22 protein-coding genes and 1 pseudogene are annotated in these 21,190 nt (G+C 63.4%); 12 read left to right on the forward strand and 11 right to left on the reverse strand.

Annotation, left to right across the window (positions count from 1 at the left end; genetic code table 11):
* Nucleotides 1-114: 114 nt before the first annotated feature.
* Nucleotides 115-1,713 (reverse strand): phospholipase D-like domain-containing protein, encoded by a 1,599-nt coding sequence (locus Q8P38_00690; GenBank protein ID MDP4013131.1) that lies wholly within the window; start codon nt 1,711-1,713, stop codon nt 115-117.
* A 731-nt stretch (nt 1,714-2,444) separates the two neighbouring features.
* Nucleotides 2,445-2,597 (reverse strand): hypothetical protein, encoded by a 153-nt coding sequence (locus Q8P38_00695; protein ID MDP4013132.1) that lies wholly within the window; start codon nt 2,595-2,597, stop codon nt 2,445-2,447.
* A 113-nt stretch (nt 2,598-2,710) separates the two neighbouring features.
* Between Q8P38_00695 and Q8P38_00700 the strand changes: the two genes are divergently transcribed.
* Nucleotides 2,711-2,983: a DUF1778 domain-containing protein gene (locus tag Q8P38_00700; protein ID MDP4013133.1), complete on the forward strand. Its 273-nt coding sequence runs from the start codon at nt 2,711-2,713 to the stop codon at nt 2,981-2,983.
* Nucleotides 2,980-3,495 (forward strand): GNAT family N-acetyltransferase, encoded by a 516-nt coding sequence (locus Q8P38_00705; protein MDP4013134.1) that lies wholly within the window; start codon nt 2,980-2,982, stop codon nt 3,493-3,495. The genes Q8P38_00700 and Q8P38_00705 overlap by 4 nt, the downstream gene beginning before the upstream one ends.
* Before the next feature lie 4 nt (nt 3,496-3,499).
* Here Q8P38_00705 and Q8P38_00710 read toward each other — a convergent pair whose 3' ends face one another.
* Together Q8P38_00710 and Q8P38_00715 are read right to left on the reverse strand one after the other, a co-directional pair.
* The gene (locus Q8P38_00710) at nt 3,500-3,727 is read right to left on the reverse strand and encodes a hypothetical protein (protein ID MDP4013135.1); all 228 of its coding nucleotides are present in this window, start codon (nt 3,725-3,727) and stop codon (nt 3,500-3,502) included.
* Between the two features lie 102 nt (nt 3,728-3,829).
* On the reverse strand, nt 3,830-5,650 hold the full coding sequence (locus Q8P38_00715; protein ID MDP4013136.1) for an ATP-binding protein: 1,821 nt from the start codon (nt 5,648-5,650) through the stop codon (nt 3,830-3,832).
* A 102-nt stretch (nt 5,651-5,752) separates the two neighbouring features.
* Between Q8P38_00715 and Q8P38_00720 the strand changes: the two genes are divergently transcribed.
* From Q8P38_00720 to Q8P38_00765, 10 genes and pseudogenes are all read left to right on the forward strand, one after another.
* Entirely contained in the window at nt 5,753-8,731 is a 2,979-nt protein-coding gene (locus tag Q8P38_00720) for a type I restriction endonuclease subunit R (protein MDP4013137.1), read from the forward strand.
* The gene (locus Q8P38_00725) at nt 8,718-9,446 is read left to right on the forward strand and encodes a SprT family zinc-dependent metalloprotease (GenBank protein MDP4013138.1); all 729 of its coding nucleotides are present in this window, start codon (nt 8,718-8,720) and stop codon (nt 9,444-9,446) included. Before Q8P38_00720 ends, Q8P38_00725 begins: the two co-directional genes overlap by 14 nt.
* Before the next feature lie 408 nt (nt 9,447-9,854).
* Nucleotides 9,855-10,127: a DUF1778 domain-containing protein gene (locus Q8P38_00730; GenBank protein MDP4013139.1), complete on the forward strand. Its 273-nt coding sequence runs from the start codon at nt 9,855-9,857 to the stop codon at nt 10,125-10,127.
* On the forward strand, nt 10,124-10,654 hold the full coding sequence (locus tag Q8P38_00735) for a GNAT family N-acetyltransferase (protein ID MDP4013140.1): 531 nt from the start codon (nt 10,124-10,126) through the stop codon (nt 10,652-10,654). Before Q8P38_00730 ends, Q8P38_00735 begins: the two co-directional genes overlap by 4 nt.
* Nucleotides 10,655-10,740: 86 nt before the next feature.
* Entirely contained in the window at nt 10,741-10,965 is a 225-nt protein-coding gene (locus Q8P38_00740) for a type II toxin-antitoxin system HicA family toxin (GenBank protein MDP4013141.1), read from the forward strand.
* Complete coding sequence (locus tag Q8P38_00745; protein MDP4013142.1) at nt 10,962-11,348, forward strand: hypothetical protein; 387 nt, start codon at nt 10,962-10,964, stop codon at nt 11,346-11,348. Before Q8P38_00740 ends, Q8P38_00745 begins: the two co-directional genes overlap by 4 nt.
* A gap of 4 nt (nt 11,349-11,352) precedes the next feature.
* Nucleotides 11,353-11,496 (forward strand): hypothetical protein, encoded by a 144-nt coding sequence (locus tag Q8P38_00750; protein MDP4013143.1) that lies wholly within the window; start codon nt 11,353-11,355, stop codon nt 11,494-11,496.
* Nucleotides 11,497-11,565: 69 nt separating this feature from the next.
* Nucleotides 11,566-11,733 (forward strand): annotated as a pseudogene (locus tag Q8P38_00755) (transposase).
* Nucleotides 11,734-12,008: 275 nt separating this feature from the next.
* On the forward strand, nt 12,009-12,266 hold the full coding sequence (locus tag Q8P38_00760; protein ID MDP4013144.1) for a hypothetical protein: 258 nt from the start codon (nt 12,009-12,011) through the stop codon (nt 12,264-12,266).
* Nucleotides 12,267-12,483: 217 nt separating this feature from the next.
* Nucleotides 12,484-12,708 (forward strand): hypothetical protein, encoded by a 225-nt coding sequence (locus Q8P38_00765; protein ID MDP4013145.1) that lies wholly within the window; start codon nt 12,484-12,486, stop codon nt 12,706-12,708.
* A 735-nt stretch (nt 12,709-13,443) separates the two neighbouring features.
* Here the strand turns inward: Q8P38_00765 and secF are convergent.
* The 7 genes from secF to Q8P38_00800 all read right to left on the reverse strand — a co-directional run bounded on the left by secF (nt 13,444) and on the right by Q8P38_00800 (nt 21,183).
* A complete protein-coding gene (secF, locus tag Q8P38_00770; protein MDP4013146.1) occupies nt 13,444-14,571 on the reverse strand; it encodes a protein translocase subunit SecF in 1,128 nt (375 codons plus the stop codon).
* Between the two features lie 3 nt (nt 14,572-14,574).
* Nucleotides 14,575-16,248, reverse strand: a complete 1,674-nt coding sequence (gene secD / locus Q8P38_00775; GenBank protein ID MDP4013147.1) for a protein translocase subunit SecD — start codon at nt 16,246-16,248, stop codon at nt 14,575-14,577.
* Between the two features lie 108 nt (nt 16,249-16,356).
* Nucleotides 16,357-17,448, reverse strand: a complete 1,092-nt coding sequence (ruvB, locus tag Q8P38_00780; GenBank protein MDP4013148.1) for a Holliday junction branch migration DNA helicase RuvB — start codon at nt 17,446-17,448, stop codon at nt 16,357-16,359.
* Nucleotides 17,445-18,050 (reverse strand): Holliday junction branch migration protein RuvA, encoded by a 606-nt coding sequence (gene ruvA, locus Q8P38_00785; protein ID MDP4013149.1) that lies wholly within the window; start codon nt 18,048-18,050, stop codon nt 17,445-17,447. The genes ruvB and ruvA overlap by 4 nt, the downstream gene beginning before the upstream one ends.
* A gap of 1 nt (nt 18,051) precedes the next feature.
* A complete protein-coding gene (gene ruvC, locus Q8P38_00790) occupies nt 18,052-18,564 on the reverse strand; it encodes a crossover junction endodeoxyribonuclease RuvC (protein MDP4013150.1) in 513 nt (170 codons plus the stop codon).
* Nucleotides 18,565-18,683: 119 nt separating this feature from the next.
* Nucleotides 18,684-20,180: a wax ester/triacylglycerol synthase family O-acyltransferase gene (locus tag Q8P38_00795; protein MDP4013151.1), complete on the reverse strand. Its 1,497-nt coding sequence runs from the start codon at nt 20,178-20,180 to the stop codon at nt 18,684-18,686.
* A 253-nt stretch (nt 20,181-20,433) separates the two neighbouring features.
* Nucleotides 20,434-21,183 carry a YebC/PmpR family DNA-binding transcriptional regulator gene (locus Q8P38_00800; protein ID MDP4013152.1) on the reverse strand — a complete coding sequence of 250 codons (750 nt, stop codon included), beginning with the start codon at nt 21,181-21,183 and terminating at the stop codon, nt 20,434-20,436.
* Between the last annotated feature and the right edge of the window lie 7 nt (nt 21,184-21,190).

Consider the following 21,190-nt stretch of genomic DNA (forward strand, 5'->3'; position numbering starts at 1 on the left):
TTGTCTTGGTCGACTTCCGAACATAGAGCCACGCCCCGTGTGCGCCTTACCCACCGGTCACCGTGTCGCCAGATCCGTTGCCCCGCACCGGTTCGGCACTCTCAGCGCCGAAACTCACCCACATTCATGCCGGGAGAGCCCCAAAGTGCCGTCACTGGCCATGAGGTTGGCGGGATCGGCTGGACCGAAGGAGTGCTGCAGGGGCACGGCCCGGCGTGATGGGAAGTAGAACCTTCGCCCGTCAGCGAAGGTCAGGTACACACCGCGTTCATCAACCTGGCCGCTGTCGCTGGCGCGCTTCTTGATGAAAGATCGTGTGCGCCGAACGAGGTGCTCGCTCATCAGCCGTTGCCAGTCCTCTGCTTCCTCGGACTTCCGGAAGGCGGCGAGGGTGCTTGTACGTCCGTCGAGGCGGCGCGCCAGCTGAGGGTCGTTGCGCAGGGCGACTGTGGGTTGTAAGCCCAGGTCGTCGTCGGGGCGGATCCAGAGGGCGATCTGGGCGGCGACGTCGGTGAAGGCGATGTTGTAGGGCGTGGCCGTCAGTAGCAGCACTTTGCAGTCGTTGGTGCTGATGTACTCGTGCAGGGCTTGATAGTCCTGGCGGTCCTCGTTTCGCATGGTGTGGGACTCGTCGACGATGACGAAGTGATAGCGGCGCAGGGTGGGCAAGTCACGGGCGACGGTGCTGTAGGGCACGACCTTCCCAGGGACTTGGTAGGCCGCTAGGTGGTCTTCCCACATCTTCACCAGGTTCTTCGGGCACACCACCAGCGTTGAGTAGCGGTGTTCGTCCAACAAGAGCAGTGCCACAGCGACGGCGGTGAGCGTCTTCCCGAGGCCGACCACGTCTCCGAGCATGGTGCCGCCGCGTGCCATGATTCGCCGTGCCAGAGTCTTGACCGCGTCGCGCTGGTAATCCAGGAGTTGATCTTGGATTGCGCCGACTAGGGAGTACTCGGCTAGGCCGTCGCGCACGTCACGGGACAGTTCGTAGCACAGTTTCAGGTACACGTCATAGGGCCTGCGGGGCTGACCGGCCCACGAGTCATCCAGGACCTCTAGTAGTTCACTGGTGATGTTGTAGGAGAAGCGGTCATCCCAGCGGTCGTTGAACCAACTGGCCAGGGCCTCTGCGCCGTCGTAGTCGGTCACGTCGACGTTCAGTTCGTAGTTAGAGAGCAGCCCTGCGGCGGTCAGGTTGGAAGAACCAACGAACGCCAGCCGCGGGTGGTTTGGGTCGTCTCGGTGGAAAATGTAGGTCTTGCCGTGGAGGGGACGGCGGGTGTAGACCCTCAGTTCGACCAGACCCCGGCTGATCTGATCGCGTAGGGTCCGAAGCGTCGCTCGGTCGCGGGGTGTCGGTATTCCCCGCATGAGCTGCTCGCGGAGGTGCCGGATCAAGGCAGTCGTGCGCTCCCGTGCCAGCGCATGATCGATGGTTGGCTCATCGCTCAGCCCGGAGTGCTCCAGCTGCCGCTGCAGTTCCTCCAGTGCCTGCTGCTGCTCGGTGCCAGCCACCATCCCGACCAGCACGCGGACAACGGGGAGGGGACTGTTCTCAACTGCTGCTCGGCGTTCGACGTGAGGGGCGAAGATGCTCCAGCCGCGGAGGTTGAAGTAGCCAACGGCCGCGTCCATGCGGTCATGGCCCGGGAACGTCAGTTCGAGATGTGGTCCGAGCTTCTGGTCGATGTTGTCGAAGATCCGAGCCATGATGCTTCCACCGTTCCGAAGACCGCAATCGCAGCCAGCCTATTCACTCGATGTTCGAGATCGGGTCGATTCGCGGATTCGATGCCGTTCCCGTCGTGAGTCATGTAGGACTGGAGGGCGCGAGTGAGCAGTTTCTTCACTAGGGAGCGTGACTCGCAAACGTCGCCATCGTCGAGAGCGTCTCAACGTAAGGGGGCTGCCAGCCTGGCTGGCGTCTGGGACTGCGCGGGTGGAGGCGAGGATGAGAAGCATGTTCCGGTCGATCGACATCGCTCTGCGGCTTGGGCTCACTCGGCAGTCGAAGCCCAAGTCAGCGTAGAAGCGGTCAAGGCTTGCGTCCCCGAAATCCACAGCGATGAGGCGACCGCCAACCTGGCGAGCTGCGCGTCCGCAGGCTGCAGTCGCTGCTGTGGCCAGGTCTACCCACGGGCGTTGGCCTCGGAGGCGCTTGTCCACGGCGAGCTTGGCCAGCAGGTAGCCAGGCTGCACTCGATCACGTCGGTCGCTGCCCGTGAGCTTTTTGCTCAGCCCCTGCGGCTCAATGATCGCGAGGCAAACGGCTGCGTAGCCCTGGATGTGGCCATCGCTGTCAAGCTTGGCCAGAATCCGCGCCCGGTGCCCCCTGCGCTCACCCTCGGCCACGCGGAGAATCCAGTGGTTGAGGCGCTCTACGCCGCAGTCGAATCCCGTCGCGTCGAAGGGGCCATCGAGTCGCTGTATCGACCAACCGCTCACAGGGCCTTGAGGCTCTCGCGGTTCTCCTTCATGATGTCCACCATCTTCTTGGAGCGACTGCGTGGGCGATCCGGATCCAGCAGCTCGCGAAGCACCTTCGCCGGTACCTTGATGACCGGAGCTGATTCGGCTTTCTTGGGTCTGCCCACTGGCCACGGTGGGCGCAACCCCCTCACCGGGAAACGGCGGCTCTGGCTCCCCACGCTCCGGACCGGGGAAAACAACTTGACGCGTGTATGCCTGTGCGGCGTACACTTCTGCCATGGCGACCACAAAGAACTCCCGCTTGGCGATGCGCCTCACCAGCGATCAGGACACGGTGATCCGGCGCGCCGCCGATCTGGAGGGGCGCACGATCACGGAGTTTTCAATCGCCGCGATCGTCTCCCGCGCCCAGGATGTTCTGGCAGGCCAGCGGGTGTTCGTTCTCGACCCCGCAGCATTCCGTGAGTTCCAAGCCGCACTGGACCGGCCGGTCAGTCACAAGCCGCGACTGGAGAAGCTGTTCGCCGACAGATCGGTGTTCGACGATTGAGCCGCTACACCGCGCCCAGTCCGCTTTCCTGCGAGCACGAAACCGCCGAGTTCGACTGTGGGCAGCAGGTACTCGACGAGTGGCTGCGCAAGCACGCGCTGACCAACCAGAGCACCGGGTCGGCCCGCAGCTTCGTAGCATGCCTGAGCGGAACCAACCGGGTCGTCGGGTTCTACGCCCTGTCGACAGGTGTCGTCATGCGCAATGAGGCACCCGGCCGCATCGCGAAAGGTATGCCCGATCCGATCCCGGTCATCTCGCTGGGACGTCTGGCCGTCGACCGCGAGGAACATCACCACAGCCTTGGCAGCGGCATGCTCCGGGACGCGATCACCCGCGTTGTTCAGGTGGCCGACACGGTGGGAGTGCGCGCGATCCTTGTTCACGCGATGAACGAGGAAGCGCGCGACTTCTATCTGCATCACGACTTCGATCCCTCACCGATCCACGACGACCACCTGATGCTGCTCATGAAGGACGCACCCGTTCCGCTACGGAATGAGGACCAATGAACGATCAGCCCATCCCGAAATATGGCGAACGGCCAGCTGCTTTCCCAAACCTGTGGTCAAGGTCGGTCGCCGTCCAGTCGAGCACCCGCTGGCAGTCTTCTATGAGCCGAGCGATGTCGTGGAGGAGGTCATCGGACATTTGTTTCGCAGCTAGGTCACGCGTGTACTCCGATTCAATCGAAGCCAGCTGATCAGGTAGCTTCTTCAAAACTGCGTCAACGCGACTAGCCATGTCCGCCCGCACCTTCTGTCCCCACGAATCGGCCGTGCGAGGATCCTACGCCGGACCACGATTCCGACTGGCCGCGCCCAGCGTTCCTCCTCGCGTTGCAGGTCAGGTCGGCCTTCTCTCCTTCGACTTCCTTGGTGGTCTCCCAGATCTTCCGCGATGCTCCGACCCGAACTTCTGTGTCGGTATCCAAGACGCCGTCGGACCCTTCTTGCTGCCGGAAGGGTCTAGCGTGATCAGGCCCAGGGATCGGAAGCGGCTGAGCCGATTCCGTGCAGTGGCCGTGTCGCAGTCGAGGTAGTTGCGCACATCCTCATTTGTGATTCGACTGTGTCGGAGCAGGTGAGCGATGATCTTTCGATCGTCCTGGTCGATGCTTCGGGTCCGATATGAGACGGCCTCACCCATCGCGGTGATCGCCTTTGGAGTGAGACCGTACTTCGGGTGCGACCGACGACTCGTCGCCTTGGTTGGCTGGACGATCAGGGAGTCGGCCATTCGCCGAAGAACGCGTTCGATTGCCTCAGGTGGCCGCTGGAGCCTGGAGACGAGCCCATCGGCGTCCAGACTCTTGCGGTGTCGCAAGGCTGTCGCGATCATCAGGACATCGAGATCGTTGGAGAGGCTGCCTGGGAAGTCGGCACCGTGGACGTAACGCGCGAATGCCTCGTCGCCACGGCCGCCGGGCATGGTCACCCGGAACCGGGGGCCGTCTTCAAGTTTGGGAGGCTCCTTGCCAAGCCGTGCCATTTCCCGAAACGCCCGATCCAAGCCGAGGCCACTCATCTCGGCAAGGTGCATCTTCGCGAAGTTGTCGGCAAGGAGGCGGTTCCGCGACGCGGTTGCATCGTGGAGTAGGCGGTCTGCTCTCAGAGTAGGCAAGAGGCCGCCGGGGCTTGAGACGACAAGCTCATCCGGCGAGTGCACGATCTCCACCACGCCCGGGACCTCCCAATCACGGTGGGCGAACGCATTGGCGAAGACCTCACGAAGCGCATCTAAGGGATAGTCCCTGAGTTCAATCTGCCGGGCGCCAACCCGGATTGTCTGGACCTTGGTGAGAGTCCGGACTGTCGAAAGAAGGTGGTCGAGCAGCAGAACCAGTGGTTGGTCGCTCTCATCTCGGCGAATAAGGATCTGCGGATCGCTGCCTGCGGACTCGCGCGCTTGTACATTGACGCCCCACTCGCTGATTGCGCGAAGTGCGCCTGCGTTTCCGAAGAGGAGAACCGCGGCTCGGGTCAGACTGCCATCAGAAGCGATCAGCTTCCGCGCTCGGCAGAATTCCTCAGGCTGCGCTTCGGCCAGCTGCGCCAGGTCGTCGTGACCCTTCTCCTGCAGCAGGACCGACGCTCTTTCTAGGGCGGCGCGCGACAACTCCGACGTCGGTACGCCCGAAGGACCCGCAGTCCAGTCGTACTGGCCTCTCAGCGACTGGAGGCCACGTAGCTGCTCGCCATGTAGCGGCTGGCACTTGTTGTTCAGCCGGATCTTGTACACGCCACTGGTGGTGCAGTGGACCGAACCAGTGGGTCGCACAACTGCCAGGATCAGTCGTCGGCCCTCAACCTCACGGACTGCGGGGATGAGCGTGATTGGCGGGGAGGTGCGGCTGAAGATCGCGTCAACAATCTCGGGGACGTCGCAAGTGTCCGGAACACCGGGTAGTGCATCCATTCGGCTGAGTGCTTTGTTGCGGACACCGATTACGAGACAGCCGCCGTCGGCGTTCGCCAGGCAAACCGCGGTCTCGGCCAAGCCGTCGTAGAAGGCCTTCCACTGGTGGCGACCCGCGTTCCGGCCGGTAGTGGCGGGGGTTTCCTTGAAGTCGATCCCGGGCCCCTCGCGGCGGTCAGCGTCCCAGGAGTCACCGATCGTCGCTATGATCTCGTCAGCCGCATCGAGCAGACGCGCAACCTCGCTCACGCGAGAAGGATAGCGGGTATGATACGACGAAACTGAAGCGGGCCATCAAACACCGTGTCATACTCGGCTCACGAGCTGGCATCGGCAGGATAGGGAAGCGCGATGAGTGATGTCGGCCAGGTCGAGCGCAAGACCCAAGACCGCGTCGCGGAGTTATTTCGCGACGCACTCGGCTACGGCTACCTCGGCAACTGGGAGAACCGAGGGGGCAACTCCAACGTTGAGATCGGGCTCCTGGCCGCTAACCTGCGCGCTCGCGGATACGACGAGACCCTGATCAACAAGGCCATTGACAAGCTCAAGAGCGACGCCTCCCTGGGTGGCGGCCGCGACCTGTACGAAGCCAACCACTTCGCTGTAGCCGAGGAAGTCACCGTGCTCGGGCCCCACACCAAGCGTCCCGATGTCGTTCTGTACGTCAATGGCATCGCGCTGGCAACACTCGAGCTCAAGCGTTCGAAAGTGGCCGTCTCGGAGGGTATCCGCCAGACGATCGGCAATCAGAAGCCGGAGTTCATCCGGACGTTCTTCTCAACCGTTCAGCTCGTGATGGCCGGAAACGACGTTGAGGGTCTGCGCTACGGCGTGATCGACACCCCCGAGAAGTACTGGCTGACGTGGCGCGAGGAATCAGACATCGCTGGCCCGCTCGACCGGGCGCTCACGCAGCTGTGTTCGAAGGAGCGTTTGCTGGAGATCATCCACGACTTCATCGTTTTCGACGCGGGCGTGAAGAAGATCTGCCGCCACAATCAGTACTTCGGCGTCAAGGCCGCTCAGGCGCGGATCGCCAAACGCGAAGGCGGGATCATCTGGCACACCCAAGGGTCGGGCAAGTCCCTGACGATGGTCTGGCTGGCCAAGTGGATCAGGGAGAACCAGCGCGATGCGAGAGTGCTCCTGATCACCGACCGCACCGAGCTGGATGAGCAGATCGAGAAGGTCTTCGCCGGTGTCGATGAGTCGATCTACCGCACCCAGAGCGGCGCGGACCTGCTCGCCACCCTCAACGCGTCCGAGCAGTGGCTGATCTGCTCACTGATCCACAAGTTCCACGGATCCGACGATGAGGACCGGAGCGACGTTGCCGAGGCGGACTTCATCAAGGAGTTGAGCGCCAAGATCCCGAAGGACTTCAGCGCCAAGGGCAACCTGTTCGTCTTCGTGGACGAGGCCCACCGCACCCAGTCCGGCAAGATGCACGACGCCATGAAGGAACTGCTGCCCGGCGCGATGTTCGTCGGCTTCACTGGCACGCCTCTGCTCAAGGCGGACAAGGCAACCAGCATCGAGACCTTCGGCAGCTTCATCCACACGTACAAGTTCGATGAGGCCGTCAGTGACGGTGTGGTTCTCGACCTGCGCTACGAGGCCCGCAACATCGATCAGGATCTGACATCGGCGGACAAGATCGACATGTGGTTCGCGGCCAAGACCAAGGGAATGACTGACCTGTCGCGTGCGGAGTTGAAGAAGCGCTGGGGGACCATGCGGAAAGTCGTCAGCTCCGAACCGCGCGCTCGACAGATCGTCGACGACATCCTCTTGGACATGGAGACCAAACCCCGTCTTTCGGACGGTCGTGGAAGCGCGATGCTCGTGGGCGCGAGCATCTACCAGGCCTGCAAGTTCTATGAGTTGTTCTGCCAGGCGGGGTTCAAGGGCAAGTGCGCCATCGTGACCAGCTACGAGCCGCAGGTTGGCGACATCTCCAAGGAAGACTCCGGTCACGGGGCCACTGAGAGGCTTCGCCAGTACGACATCTACCGGCAGATGCTCGCCGAGCACTTTGACGAACCCGCCGACGCCGCGATGTACAAGGTCGAGAAGTTCGAGAGTGACGTCAAGAAGGCGTTCATCGAGAACCCTGGCCAGATGCGGCTGCTCATCGTGGTCGACAAGCTGCTGACCGGCTTCGACGCCCCCTCGGCCACCTATCTGTACATCGACAAGTCGATGCGGGATCACGGCTTGTTCCAGGCCATCTGCCGGGTCAACCGCCTTGACGGCGAAGACAAGGACTATGGCTACATCGTCGACTACCGAGACTTGTTCAAGTCGCTCGAGACCGCTATCACCGACTACACCAGCGGAGCCTTGGACGGCTACGAGCGACAAGACATCGAGGGTCTGCTGTCCAACCGCATCGAAAGGGCCCGCGCGGATCTCGACGAAGCGCTGGAGAGGATTCGCGCGCTCTGCGAGCCGGTTGAACCGCCGAAGAACACGCTGCAATACCAGCGGTACTTCTGCGCCAAGCAAGTGGGCAGCTCCGAGCATCTGAAGGCCAACGAGCCCAGGCGCGTGGAGCTCTACAAGGCCGTCGCCGCGGTCGTTCGCGCCTACAGCAACATCGCCAACGAGATGACGGCGGCCGGATACGGCGATGCCGAGGCGGCCGCGATCAAGTCGGAGATCGCCCACTACGCCAACGTCCGGGACGAGGTCAAGCTCGGGGCAGGCGAGGACGTCGACTTCAAGCAGTACGAAGCGGGGATGCGGCACCTGCTGGACACATACATCAGCGCCAAGCCGTCCGAGGTTGTTTCCGACTTCGAGGACACCGGACTGGTTCAGCTCATCGTCCAGTTGGGCGCCGACGCTGTCGACAAGCTCCCGGAGGGGATCAGGAAGGACCCCGAAGCCGTCGCGGAGACGATCGCCAACAATATGCGCAAGGTGATTGTCGACGAGCGTGCCATGAACCCGAAGTACTACGACAAGATGTCCGACCTGCTCGATGCGGTTATCGAGGAGCGCCGCAAGGAGGCGATCGACTACAAGCAGTACTTGGCCAGGCTGCTCGAACAGGCGGAGAGGCTGGGAGGGGGCGAGTCCGATACCGCGTACCCGGCCGGGGTGGACAACGGTGCCCAGCGGGCCCTCTGCGACTTCTTCGATTCGACCAACCTGGCGCTGAGGATCGACCTGATCGTCCTCCACACCAAGCCTGACTCCTGGATCGGCAACCCCATGAAGGAGAAGAGGGTCAAGCGTGCCATCCGGCGGGCTTTGCCCGACGACTTCGATCGTCTCGACGAACTGTTTGACCTCGTGAAGGCGCGCCATGAGTACCGCTAGCGCCTCCCTGACCGTCAGCGGGATCGACATCGACGTCGTCTACAAGGACATCAAGCACCTGCACATCGGCGTGTACCCGCCGATGGGACGTGTCCGCATCGCCGCGCCTCTGCGGTTCGACGATGACGCCGTGCGTGTTGTCGCGGTGAAGCGTCTGGCCTGGATCAAGAAGCATCGAGCCCGGCTCCAGGCGACTGAGCGCCAGACGCCACGGGAGATGGTGACGGGGGAGTCCCACTACGTGTGGGGGATCCGGCATCGGTTGAAGGTCATCGAGCGGCCCGGCAGGGCACATGTCGAGACCGACGCGGACCGGCTGATTCTGTACGTCCGGCCGGGCGCGGATTCGGCCGCACGCATGGCCGTGCTCCAGGGGTGGCAACGGGAACAGCTGCGAGACCGGATTTCGGGCTTGGTTGAGAAGTGGCAACCCTTGGTGGGGCGATCGGTCTCGCGATGGAACATCCGGAGGATGAAGACCCGGTGGGGTTCCTGCAACTGTGAGACCGGGAGCATCTGGTTCAACCTGGAGTTGGCCAAGAAGCATCCCGACTGCCTTGAGTTCGTCGTGGTCCACGAGATGACCCACCTGCTCGAGCGCAGCCACGGCGAACGCTTCACGAAGCTGATGGACGGTTTCATGCCCGACTGGCGTGCTCGCCGCGACCAGTTGAACAGTGCGCCGCTGGCGGGTGAGGGGTGGGGGAGCCTCTGACGTCGCAAGGAGTTGATCGCGCCCGTGGTTGGTAGTTGGACCGAGCCGCTCGGGGTTTGCCCTGCCTGACGGGGCGCGAACAACTCGGCGTCTCCTTTTCGCATGCTTGCGGCGGCTTCGCCGACGAATACCCCTCCGGACAGGCCGGAGTCGCGGATGCCAATTGCGCCTTGTGGAGCCTCGGTCGCCGTCGATCGACTACTTGGCGCAGTCGTGGGGCGTCTCTGGTGTCTTCAGGCCGAGTCTCGTGAGGATTTCGTCTCTTTCAACGCGACAGCCGGGTTGATCTGCGCACTGGTCACCGTGGGCGCAACCCCCTCACCGGGAAACGGCGGCTCTGGCTCCCCACGCTCCGGACCGGGGAAAACAACTTGACGTTTGTATGCCTGTACGGCGTACACTTCTGCCATGGCGACCACAAAGAACTCCCGCTTGGCGATGCGCCTCACCAACGATCAGGACACGGTGATCCGGCGAGCCGCCGATCTGGAGGGGCGCACGATCACGGAGTTTTCAATCGCCGCGATCGTCTCCCGCGCCCAGGATGTTCTGGCCGACCAGCGGGTGTTCGCTCTCGACCCCGCAGCATTCCGTGAGTTCCAAGCCGCACTGGACCGGCCGGTCAGTAACAAGCCGCGACTGGAGAAGCTGTTCGCCGACAGATCGGTGTTCGACGATTGAGCCGCTACACCGCACCCAGTCCGCTTTCCTCCGAGCACGAAACCGCTGAGTTCGACTGTGGGCAGCAGGTACTCGACGAGTGGCTGCGCAAGTACGCGCTGACCAACCAGAGCACCGGGTCGGCCCGCAGCTTCGTAGCTTGCCTGAGCGGCACCAACCGGGTCGTCGGGTTCTACGCCCTGTCGACAGGTGTCGTCATACGCAATGAGGCACCCGGCCGCATCGCGAAAGGTATGCCCGATCCGATCCCGGTCATCTTGCTGGGACGTCTCGCCGTCGACCGCGAGGAACACCACCACGGCCTTGGCAGCGGCATGCTCCGCGACGCGATCACCCGCGTTGTCTATGTGGCCGACACGGTTGGCGTGCGCGCGATCCTTGTTCACGCGATGAACGAGGAAGCGCGCGACTCCTATCTGCGCCACGACTTCGATCCCTCACCGATCCACGACGACCACCTGATGCTGCTCATGAAGGACGCAAAGCGCGTCGTGCGCGGCGTCGGCGGTGGATCGGTGGCCGAGTAACCCCCAAGAGCCACGGAGTCGCGCCAGGCGAGCCGCAGGCGTCTAGTCGCTGGACACTTGCAAAGTCTATCCGATAGACTTATTCTGTGAACGCACGCGAAGTGAACCGCAGAATCGAATCGCTCGGCGGAGTCGCGGTTAGCCAGCGCGGCTCTCATCGAAAGTATCGGGCGTCCCGCACGCTGCCCGACAATACGGTGATCACCGCGCAGACTGTCGTCGCGCAGCACCGCGGTGACATCGCGATCGGGACGCTGCGGGCGATGGAACGGCAGATGGAGCCAGTGTTCGGAAAGGGGTGGCTGCTGTGAGGACCTATCACGTCGTCGCCGTCAGAGAGGGCGACGCCTGGTCGGCGACCGTCGCTGATGCTGATGGCGCGATCACCTGGGGCAAGGGGCTGCGGCACCTTGAGAAGTATGTGCGAGAAGCGATCGCACTGGCCGAGGACATCGAGGACGAAGACTCCTTCGAGCTTGATTGGACATTCGTCACAGGAGATCCGGACATCGACGGCGAATCCGCGCGACTGCGGGCCAGGCGACGCGATGCCAAACAGTACGCCGACGCCGTGGCGGCTGAAACCGCATCGTTCGTGGGTGTGCTGCGTGCCCGGAACTTCTCTATTCGGGACGCTGCCAGGATCGCGGGAGTCAGCACCGCCCGTGCAGGGCAGATCGCTTCGGCGAACTGAAACCGTGATACCGGCGCCGATGGTCGCGTTGTTGCCGGCGTACTGGCGGGAGGGAAGTGGCGTTGATGTCCACGACCTGGCGCCGGCGCGGTCCGGCATTACCGGGATCACCGAGGACGCGCTCGAACGGTTGGTGATGGGCAACTGACCTGAGTCGCGTGGATTGATACGGGTGCTGCGAGAGTCCGGTCGCCGCTGGTGCGGCAGATTGGAATTCATGGTGAAGCGTCGTCGTAATACGCCTGAACAGATCATCCTGAAGCTGCGGCAGGCCGATCGGTTGCTGGCCGAGGGAAAGCCGGTTGCGGAGGTTGCCCGGTAGTTGGGTGTTTCGGAGCAGTCGTATCACCGGTGGCGCAACCAGTACGGCGGAGGGGAGGTCGACACGATCGCCAACAATGGCATTCAACACGGGGCTGCCGCACCCGGCGGAAGTCCTGACCGACCACCAAGAGGCAGCAACAGCTGCATGATCAACAATACGAGGACGTGTCCAAAGGCCTTGACACACTCCGGGCTGATTGTGGCGCCAACATTCCGAACACCCCACGTCACCATTGCCCACCGCGACCTGGACGAGCTACTTGCCCGGCTCAATCGATGCCCTCACCAGACCATCGAGAACCGTTACCGTGAGGAATAGAAGCACGAGGAGGAACCATGGTCGAGGAACTGGATATTGACCTACCTCTTGACTTGCAGACCGAGAATGAGTCCGGGTTGCCATACGCGCTATTGGCTCACGCCCGTCACCCCGAGCGGATTGCCGAAGGGGAATGGATCATCGTGGGCAGCCCCAACGTCAACGCGGTAGCCCGCGTCATTGAGGTCAGAAACGGCATTGTCGAAGTCGAACCCCTGCACGGCCCTGCCCGCAAATGGTTGCACCTGATTCACCGACCCGCCCGCACAGCCTGACCGCCCGCCGTCGTATCGGCCTCGGCGGCTGGTCAGTGGAGTATGGCCCCGATATCGCCCCTAGCGAGCCGGAAGTGGTCATCCCTTCTTTCAGGTCCGCCACACCTAAACCCCCCCGGCGCGTTCAGGTCCGCTATACCTGAACCCCCCCGGCTCGTTCAGGTCCGCTATACCTGAACCCCCCCCGGCTCGTTCAGGCATGGGGTAGGTCGACCTAGTGAGAGATGACGAGATCCGTGGGCATCTGTCAGATCTGAATCCTTGGTGGAAGGCCGCTGCCGGGCAGGGCGATCCGACAGCCTGGGCCGAATCGGATCGACTGCTTCGAGGCAGGTCGATCCTTGACGTCGGCTACCGTGCCCGCGTGCTGGACGACCTGGCGACTGGTCCGATAGGGGAGTGTGTCCTGAAAGGCGAGTGGTTGCGATGTAGGAGGTCGTGATTGTGGACCGTGCTGTGTTGGTGATGGAGGTAGGTCCTCCGGGCTCGCTGTGCAGGCAGAGGGCTCAAACCGCCGTGGTGTCATGTCGGTCAAGAGCCGGGGTGGGAAGCGACTACGGAAAAGGCCCGCCGTGAGCGGGTCAGGTGTGTGACGGGAAGACGAACATGTGTGAACCACTGCTGACGCATCGTAATGATCTTCGGTGGCATCGAAACCAGGGTCGTCCTCTAATCCTGGGAGAACATCGCGCGGGGGCGCGGTGGAAGTCTGGCGGCGGTCCTGTGGGCTGGCCAGGTGGTGCCCGGTGTAAAGGTGGCGTGAGCCCGTTACAGGCGCTGACATGGAACAGGAGAACCTGTCGCCCCGAGACTGTGGCGTTGTCGGTGAGAGCTGACGCGTGGCGAGAGGGAGCGTCGTGACCGGCGGAAACCGGGAGCGGCTGAGTACCGCGGGGCACAGGGGCGGACCGGCTCGTAGTAGTGATGATGGTTCTGTAATGGGGCTGGAGCGAAGGGGCCGGGCGGGTCAGGTCGCCGTGTCGTCAACCCGGTTCGGGGAGGAGCGGCGGGGTGGATCGAAGCAGTTGCCGACCCGTGGGAGCCGTATGACGGGAGACTGTCACGTACGGTTCTGCGAGAGCCGGGGGGTGAGACTCCCCCCGGCTACTCACCTCTGCATCATCTGAAGGCCGAGCCAGAGCTCGCCGACCCGCCCTCCACGATCTTCGATGAATGGTCAGCGGCGCTTGCGGCGCTTGGCTCGTGACTGCTTGCGCGGTTGTGCCCGCGTTCCGGTCTCAGTGACGCCGGACTCGCCCGCCCGGGCAACGGGCGCGCTCACCTGAGCTCTAGCCGTGGCAGCGCCAGCGGTCGGCCTTGGGGAAGTGAGTGCTTCAGCGTCACGCTTCCCACGCGCCGCGACCCTGCGGGCGAGGGCCTGCATGTCGGGATCTTGTTCCTTCAACTGTGCGAGCAGCGGCGTGGCCACGAATATCGACGAGTAGGCACCAGCGGCCATGCCGACGAACAGCGCCAGCGCGAGATCCTTCAGCGTGCCAGCGCCCAGAAGCCCCGCGCCGACAAAAAGGATCGCCGCGACGGGGACCAGCGCCACAATCGAGGTGTTGATGGATCGAACGAGGGTCTGATTGACAGCGAGGTTGGCGGCTTCGGAGTAGGTGATCCGGCTCTGCCCGCTGATACCGCGAGTGTTCTCCTTCACCTTGTCGAAGACCACGACAGTGTCGTAGAGCGAGTAGCCCAGGATCGTGAGCATGCCGATCGCGGTGGCGGGAGTGACCTCGAACCCCAGAATCGAGTAGATGCCGATTGTGATGACCAAGTCATGGGCCAGCGCCACCAGAGCAGCGACCGCCATCTTCCATTCGAAGTAGATCGACAAGAAGATGGTCACCAGGATCACGAAGACGACGAGGGCTTGGAGTGCCTTCCGCGAGATGTCGGCGCCCCATGTGGGCCCGATCAACTGCATCTTGATGTCGTTGGCTTCTACTCCGCACGCATCGGCGAGTGCCTCGGCGATCTCCTCGCCCTTCACCGGAGTCACTTCACCTGTCTGGATCCGCAGGGACCCGCTCCCAAGCTGAGTGACGATCGCCTGGCTTTCGCCGGTCTTCTCAACAGTGTCGCGGGCCTGTTCGATCGTGCAGCTGGACTGCGGCACCTGGAACTCCGCTCCGCCGCGGAACTCGATCCCGAGATTGAGTCCGCGCACGAACAAGGAGCCAAGGGTGATCAGAAGAAGGACCGCGGAGATCGTGTACCACAGCTTGCGGCGACCGACGAAGTTGTAAGAAACGTCGCCGACGTACAGCCGGTGCCCCAGATCGCCAATCTTCGACATCGATCAGACCTCCCCGGCGGGTTCGGACGTCCGGCCCGCGTGCGCTTTGGCCTTGGAACTGCGAGTGGTGGGACGCTGCCGGCCAGCCAGCGTCTCAGCCCCAAGGCGGCTTGGAGACACTCCAGACAACGAGCTACCACGCTGCATCCACTTGGACCGCGCCATCACGGAAACGATCGGCCTGGTGAACCAGAAGGCCACTAGCACGTCGACGAGGGTCGTCAGGCCCAGGGCGAAGGCGAACCCCCGCACGTTGCCGACACTGAGCCAGTACAGGACGGCCGCGGCCAGGAATGACACGAAGTCCGCGGCGAGCAGCGTCCTGCGTGCTCGGATCCAGCCGTCGTCCGCCGCTCTGCGCAGCGACTTGCCCATCCGGATCTCGTCACGCAGCCGCTCGAAATACACCACGAACGAGTCCGCTGTGATACCGATCGCGACGATCGCTCCCGCGATGCCAGCCAGGGTCAGCGTGTACCCGATCGATCGGCCCAACACCACGAACGAGGCGTAGGTAATCCATCCCGCCACTAGCAGGCTGACGCCCGCAACGATGCCCAGGGCTCGGTAGTAGAACAGCAGGTACAGGGCGACCAGGACCAGTCCGAGCGCCCCAGCGAGCAGACCCTTTTGGAGCTGATCACTACCAAGAGTTGGGGAGATGCTCTCCACAGCCTGGTTCTCCAGCGTGACCGGTAGGGCGCCGTAGTTCAGCACGTTCGCGAGATCTCTGGCTTCCTGGGCGCTGAAATTGCCCTCGATCTGGGCAGTGCCGCCCGGGATCGGCTCCCTGAACGATGGCGCCGATACCACGACTCCGTCCAGAACGATCGCGAACTGGTTCTGTGGGGATGGCTTCTGGTAGATCGCCTTGGAGATCTCGGCTAACTTTGCCGCACCCTCGGAGTCGAAGTTCAGCGTGACCAGCCACCCCCCGGCGCCCTGCTGCGGAAGCTCGGCCTGGGCGGACGTGACGTTCGTGCCACGTATGAATGCGGGCTGCAGGATGTACTTGGCGGCGCCATCCCGATCGCAGGTCCCCAGCCACAGCTCCGGATCGTCGGCGGTTCCCCCGGCCTGATTCTCGGGGGTCGTGCAGTTCAGTGCCGCGACGCCCTTCAGAAACGTTTCGTTGGGTTCGGCGGCCTGGACTATCTGAGTTCCTTGTCGGTCTTGACTGGGGGGCGTGGCCGACGCGCTCTTGGTCGTCTTGTTCGCTTTGTCTTTCTTGCCCTTGTTTTTCTTGCCCTTGTCCGTGTCGTCCGTTTCCACCCCGCCCGGCTCGGGTGCTCCGATGCCCTGGACCGCACGGAAGTCAAGAAGCGCCGTGCGCCCGACCAGATCCACGATGCGGTCTTGCGTCACGCCGGGCACTGAGACCACGATCACGGCATCGTTACCGCTGCCCTGGACGGAAACATCGGCCTCAGCAACGCCTATCCCGTTGACCCTGGCCCGAATGATTTCGACCGACTGCTCCAACTGCTGATCGGTGATCTGATCACCTTCGCGAATAGGTTCGGGCGCCAGAATGACCTGAGTTCCGCCCCGCAGATCCAGTCCAAGCTGCGGCGCGTGGTCTGTGCCTGGGAACATCGCCCACACCGTCAGAGCTACGACGAATATCGCGAGCGCGCCCAACACACGCCCGGGTCTGTAATGAGCCGGTGCCGCCACGGCGCCTCCTGTGTCGGAAACGGAACGCCCAACACTATCTGGCCTGGGCTCGCGCTTGCGTCAGCCGCTCTCCCTCGTGTTGCCCGCGTTTCGGATGCTGCCCCCTGGTCAGCGGCCGTGGGGGTGCGCGTCGTCGGTCAACGAGAGCTGCTGGGACTCGGCTAGCGGTGACTCAGATCCGGACGCTGCCGGCTCCGCTGCGACGCTGGGCGCCTCCAACCCGATATAGCGCCAAGCCGCGGAGCTAGCGACCCGACCCCTCGGCGTGCGGGCCAGGAACCCGAGCCTTACCAGGAATGGCTCAGCGACGGTCTCCACTGTCTCAACCTCCTCGCCGATCGCGACAGCTAGCGTCGACAGGCCGACTGGGCCTCCATCGAACTTCAACAGCAGCGCCTCCAACACGGCCTTGTCCAGACGGTCAAGGCCCATCTCATCCACCTCGTAAAGATCCAGCGCCGCAGAGGCAGTGGCGCCATCGACGACCCCAGAACCGTGGACCTCCGCGTAGTCCCGCACGCGGCGAAGGAGACGGTTGGCGACCCGAGGCGTTCCCCGACTGCGGCCCGCGATCTCGGTTATCCCCGATGCCTCCCACCGGATTCCCAGCAGCCCGGCCGATCGCCTGAGGATGACTTCCAGGTCCGTAGGTTCATAGAACTGGAGATGAGCGGTGAATCCGAAGCGGTCCCGCAGAGGCCCTGGAAGCAGTCCAGCCCGGGTGGTCGCCGTGACCAGTGTGAAGGGTTCGAGTTGCAACGGGATCGCTGTCGCGCCTGGGCCCTTGCCGACGATCACATCGACCCGGAAATCCTCCATGGCCATGTAGAGCAACTCCTGAGCCGGACGGGCGGTTCGGTGAACCTCATCGAGGAACAGCACTTCCCCCGGCTGCAAACTCGTAAGGATCGCGGCCAGGTCGCCCGCGTGTTGCAGCGCCGGTCCGCTGGTCACCCTCAGCGGGGCGCCCATCTCGGCCGCGATGATCCCGGCAAGCGTGGTTTTCCCCAGACCGGGCGGACCGCAAAGCAGCACGTGGTCAGAAGGCTGGCCGCGCCCCCTCGCGGCGCTAAGCACCAAGCGAAGTTGCTCCTTCACCCGAGTCTGGCCGATGAACTCGGACAAGACGCCGGGACGCATGGCTGTCTCAACACCCACTTCGTCCGGGATGGCGACGGGGTCTACGACGCGCTCGTTCATGATCTGTTCAACTCCCGCAGGGCCGCCTTCAGCAGAAAGCCGGTGGCCAAATCTCCTCCACTGTCGTCGGCATTCGCGATTACCGTACGAACCGCGTCCTCGGCCTCGCGGGCGCTCCACCCCAGCGCCACCAGACCGTCCCTTGCCTGCATCTGGTTGCTGGCCAACGGTCGGGCTCCAACCGGAACAGTTGAACTGGAGCCGGGGCCTAGGCGATCGGCCAGTTCGAGAATTATGCGTTGAGCACCTTTGCGCCCAATCCCTGGCACAGCCGTCAGCGCCGCGATGTCCTCCGATCCAACCGCCCGGCGCAACCCGTCCGCCGACAGAGTCGACACCAGAGTCTGAGCCGTTCGCGGCCCGATACCGCTGACGGTCTGCGCCAACTCGAACACTTCCCGCTCTCCGGCATCGCAGAACCCATACAGCGTCCAGGAATCCTCCCTGACGATCAGCGCGGTTGGCAGCTCCCGGACTTCCCCGATCTTCAGACCAGCCAGGGTCGCCGGATTCGCCTCAACCCGGATTCCGAGCCCGCCCAAGTCGATGACGGCATAGTCCTCCGCCACTTGAGACACCGGGCCGCGCACATAGTCGATCACGTCAGATCATCCCCTTCGAGCCGCTTCGAGCCGCTTCGAGCCGCTCGGTCAGCGGCCCCCGCCAAGCGTGACAAATCGCCAGCGCCAGGGCGTCGCCGGCGTCAGCGGGAGATGGCTTCTCCGCCAGCCCCAGCAGACGAGTAACCATCGCCGTCACCTGTCGCTTGTCCGCCCGACCGTTGCCCGTCACGGCCGCCTTCACTTCGCTGGGGGTGTGTAGCGCGACTGGGATTGCCGCAGACGCGGCAGCGAGAATCACCGCGGCTGAGGCCTGAGCAGTACCCATGGCCGTGCGCACGTTTAGTTGAGAGAACACCCTCTCGACGGCTACTACGTCCGGATCGGTCGCGGCTATCGCCTCAACCACGAGGTCGTGGACGCGCTGAAGGCGACTGGCCAGATGCGCGCTGGCGTCGCTACGTATCACCCGGACGTCGACCATCTCCAGCTGGCGCCCCGGCAGACCCTCGATCACTCCCACGCCGCAACGCGTAAGCCCCGGGTCAACACCCATGACTCTCACGAACACCTCCTGTGTCGAACAGGTGTTCGCATCCTATTACGGGCGCAGCGGTCTAGCGTCGCGACGCGCCGAAGAATCTCAGATCCGGCTAGGCAAGGGGGGACGGTTGTCTAGGGCTTCTTGGCCGCCGCGGGCTTCTTGGCCGCCGCGGGCGGAGCACCAACGGCGAGTGGATCCTGCGAACCGACCGCCGACTCCAGCAGTTCCTCAAAGCCCTTCCTCAGATCGACCATGAAGTCCTCGATGTCAGGAACGGCCTCATCATCGGCGGTTACGCCCACGAACGCGGACTTGTCGTACGTGATCATCGTGATGTTCAGCGACGATCCCATCGTGGCGACGAGCGGCCACATTCCGACGATTCGAGAACCCGCCAGATACAGGGGCACGGGTGGCCCAGGCACGTTGCTAGTAGTGATGTCGCTATGACTAGCGGTCCACGCGATCAGCGGAACCGGAAGTAGCCAGCTAACGTCCGCCAGCGGGTTCGACAACGAAAGTGCGGGCTCGTCGCGCCATTTCCGCACGATGTCATGGGCGGCCTTGAGTCGCTCCTCTATCGAAGCGCCGCTGACGGGGAGAGGGAACCTCGCGATCGTCACGGCGTTAGCGCTCGATCCGTCCTTGGAAACCGATCTCAGGCTGATCGGGAGGTTGAATCGCAGTTGGCGGGCGGTCTGGCCGTGCCGCTCATGGTAGTAGTCCGCACCCGTTGCCACCGCTGCCATGAACACGTCGTTGACCGAGAAGCCGTGTCTCTTGGCCGCTGATCGCATCTCCGCGAACGGGAAGTCGAACGTCCGGAAGTGGTACGTAGTGCAGCGGCCTTGCATCACAGGGGACATCGCCGCTTCCGGCATCGCGGCGAACCGACCGATCGAACTGACCATTCCCAACGCTTCCGACCAAGTTCCAACAGGGTCCTTGATCGTTCCCACGGCCAGACCGGCTGCGATCTTGACGCCTTCAGCCGCGTAGTGGAATGACCGCCCGACGTTGTCGTGGATGTTCGCACTGCTGACCCTGGCCACAGAGACGGAAGATCCGCTCGGGATGGACGGCGCTTCGGGCTCATCGGGGTTGCCTTCAGGAGCGATCGTCACCAGATTGGCGGCCATCAGAACCGTCCCCTGACCATCCGCGATGGCATGGTGCAACTTCAGGATCATGGCCGCCCGGTCACCCGGCAGGCCCTCGATCAGGTGCATATCCCATAGCGGGCGACCGTGGTCGAAGTCCGTGAGACTGATGCGGCGAGCCTCGTCCAGAACGTCATTCCAGCCCGCCCCGTCGTGCAACCGGTACCGGTGCAGGTGGATGTCAAGATCGAAATCCGGGTCCAGGCTGAGGCGCGGACTCGAGATCCCCACTGCCCCGAAGAGCGGCCGTTCGCGCAACACCGGAACCATGCGAGTCAGGCGCTCGAAGCGAGCACGCAACACGTCCCAACTGGGAGTCGAATCCAGCAGCATGACCGCGATGACTGTTGAACGCATGTGCCGGTCGCCAGCGGCGGCACGCCACGTGGCCGCGTCGTATCCCGCCATCTGCTGGCCGACACCGCGCAACTCCTGGAACCTCCGCATTGTTTCGTTTAGCTCAGCCACAGTTCCTCCAACTAGCAAGCTGCCCTCTTCGAGGGACGTTACCTGGAACTTGGGGTTGACGCGCGGGGATGGACTGACGGAGCACACAGCGCCGCTCCCGCATTGGCAGAAACGGCCGCTCCGAACAGAAGCGCCCTTTTGGGTACAGACGCGCCCGTTAGATCGGTAGTTTCCTTGCGTAACGGGTGCGTTTGTCGGGAGCGGCCGTTTCCCCGGGCAGTGGGCGCCGCTTGACCTATCTACGAGCTGCGCCTCAGTCCAACGACTCCATGATCTCGTCGGACACATCGAAGTTGGCGTAGACGTTCTGCACGTCGTCCGAATCCTCCAGCGCCTCGATCAGACGGAAGGTGCTGCGGGCCGCATCCTCGTCGAGCTCGACAGTCACGCTGGGCATGAAAGTGGCCTCCGCGGAGTTGTAGTCGATTCCGGCGCCCTGGAGAGCCGTGCGCACAGCGACAACATCAGCGGCTTCGCAAACCACCTCCAGATCCTCACCCAGATCGTTGACTTCCTCTGCGCCCGCGTCGAGGACGGCGGCGAGTACGTCGTCCTCCGTCGTCTCACCCTTGGGCACGATGACGACACCCTTGCGCGCGAACAGATACGAAACCGAACCAGGGTCGGCGAGGGAACCCCCGTGCCGAGTCATCGCGGTTCGCACGTCACTCGCCGCGCGATTGCGGTTATCGGTCAGGCACTCGACGAGGAACGCAACGCCGTTAGGCCCGTACCCCTCATACATCACTGTCTCGTACTGGGCGGCGCCGACTTCCGCGCCCGAACCCCGCCTGACAGCGCGTTCGATATTGTCATTGGGCAGCGAGCTCTTCTTGGCCTTCTGGATCATGTCATAGAGCGTCGGATTCCCCGCCGGATCCCCGCCCCCCTGACGGGCCGCGACCTCGATGTTCTTGATCAGCTTCGCGAAGAGTTTTCCCCGCCTGGCGTCAACGACGGCCTTCTTGTGCTTGGTCGTTGCCCACTTGGAGTGACCTGACACTGGTCTC

The organism is Candidatus Nanopelagicales bacterium (assembly GCA_030700225.1).
Taxonomy (GTDB): domain Bacteria; phylum Actinomycetota; class Actinomycetes; order S36-B12.

Bases quoted from the DNA above. Each gene is read 5' to 3' on its own strand.
- Q8P38_00710 (MDP4013135.1), bottom strand. From the start codon at position 3,727: ATGGCTAGTCGCGTTGACGCAGTTTTGAAGAAGCTACCTGATCAGCTG.
- Q8P38_00760 (MDP4013144.1), top strand. From the start codon at position 12,009: ATGGTCGAGGAACTGGATATTGACCTACCTCTTGACTTGCAGACCGAG.
- secF (MDP4013146.1), bottom strand. From the start codon at position 14,571: ATGTCGAAGATTGGCGATCTGGGGCACCGGCTGTACGTCGGCGACGTT.
- ruvB (MDP4013148.1), bottom strand. From the start codon at position 17,448: ATGAACGAGCGCGTCGTAGACCCCGTCGCCATCCCGGACGAAGTGGGT.
- ruvC (MDP4013150.1), bottom strand. From the start codon at position 18,564: ATGGGTGTTGACCCGGGGCTTACGCGTTGCGGCGTGGGAGTGATCGAG.
- Q8P38_00725 (MDP4013138.1), top strand. From the start codon at position 8,718: ATGAGTACCGCTAGCGCCTCCCTGACCGTCAGCGGGATCGACATCGAC.
- Q8P38_00720 (MDP4013137.1), top strand. From the start codon at position 5,753: ATGAGTGATGTCGGCCAGGTCGAGCGCAAGACCCAAGACCGCGTCGCG.
- Q8P38_00730 (MDP4013139.1), top strand. From the start codon at position 9,855: ATGGCGACCACAAAGAACTCCCGCTTGGCGATGCGCCTCACCAACGAT.
- Q8P38_00700 (MDP4013133.1), top strand. From the start codon at position 2,711: ATGGCGACCACAAAGAACTCCCGCTTGGCGATGCGCCTCACCAGCGAT.
- Q8P38_00690 (MDP4013131.1), bottom strand. From the start codon at position 1,713: ATGGCTCGGATCTTCGACAACATCGACCAGAAGCTCGGACCACATCTC.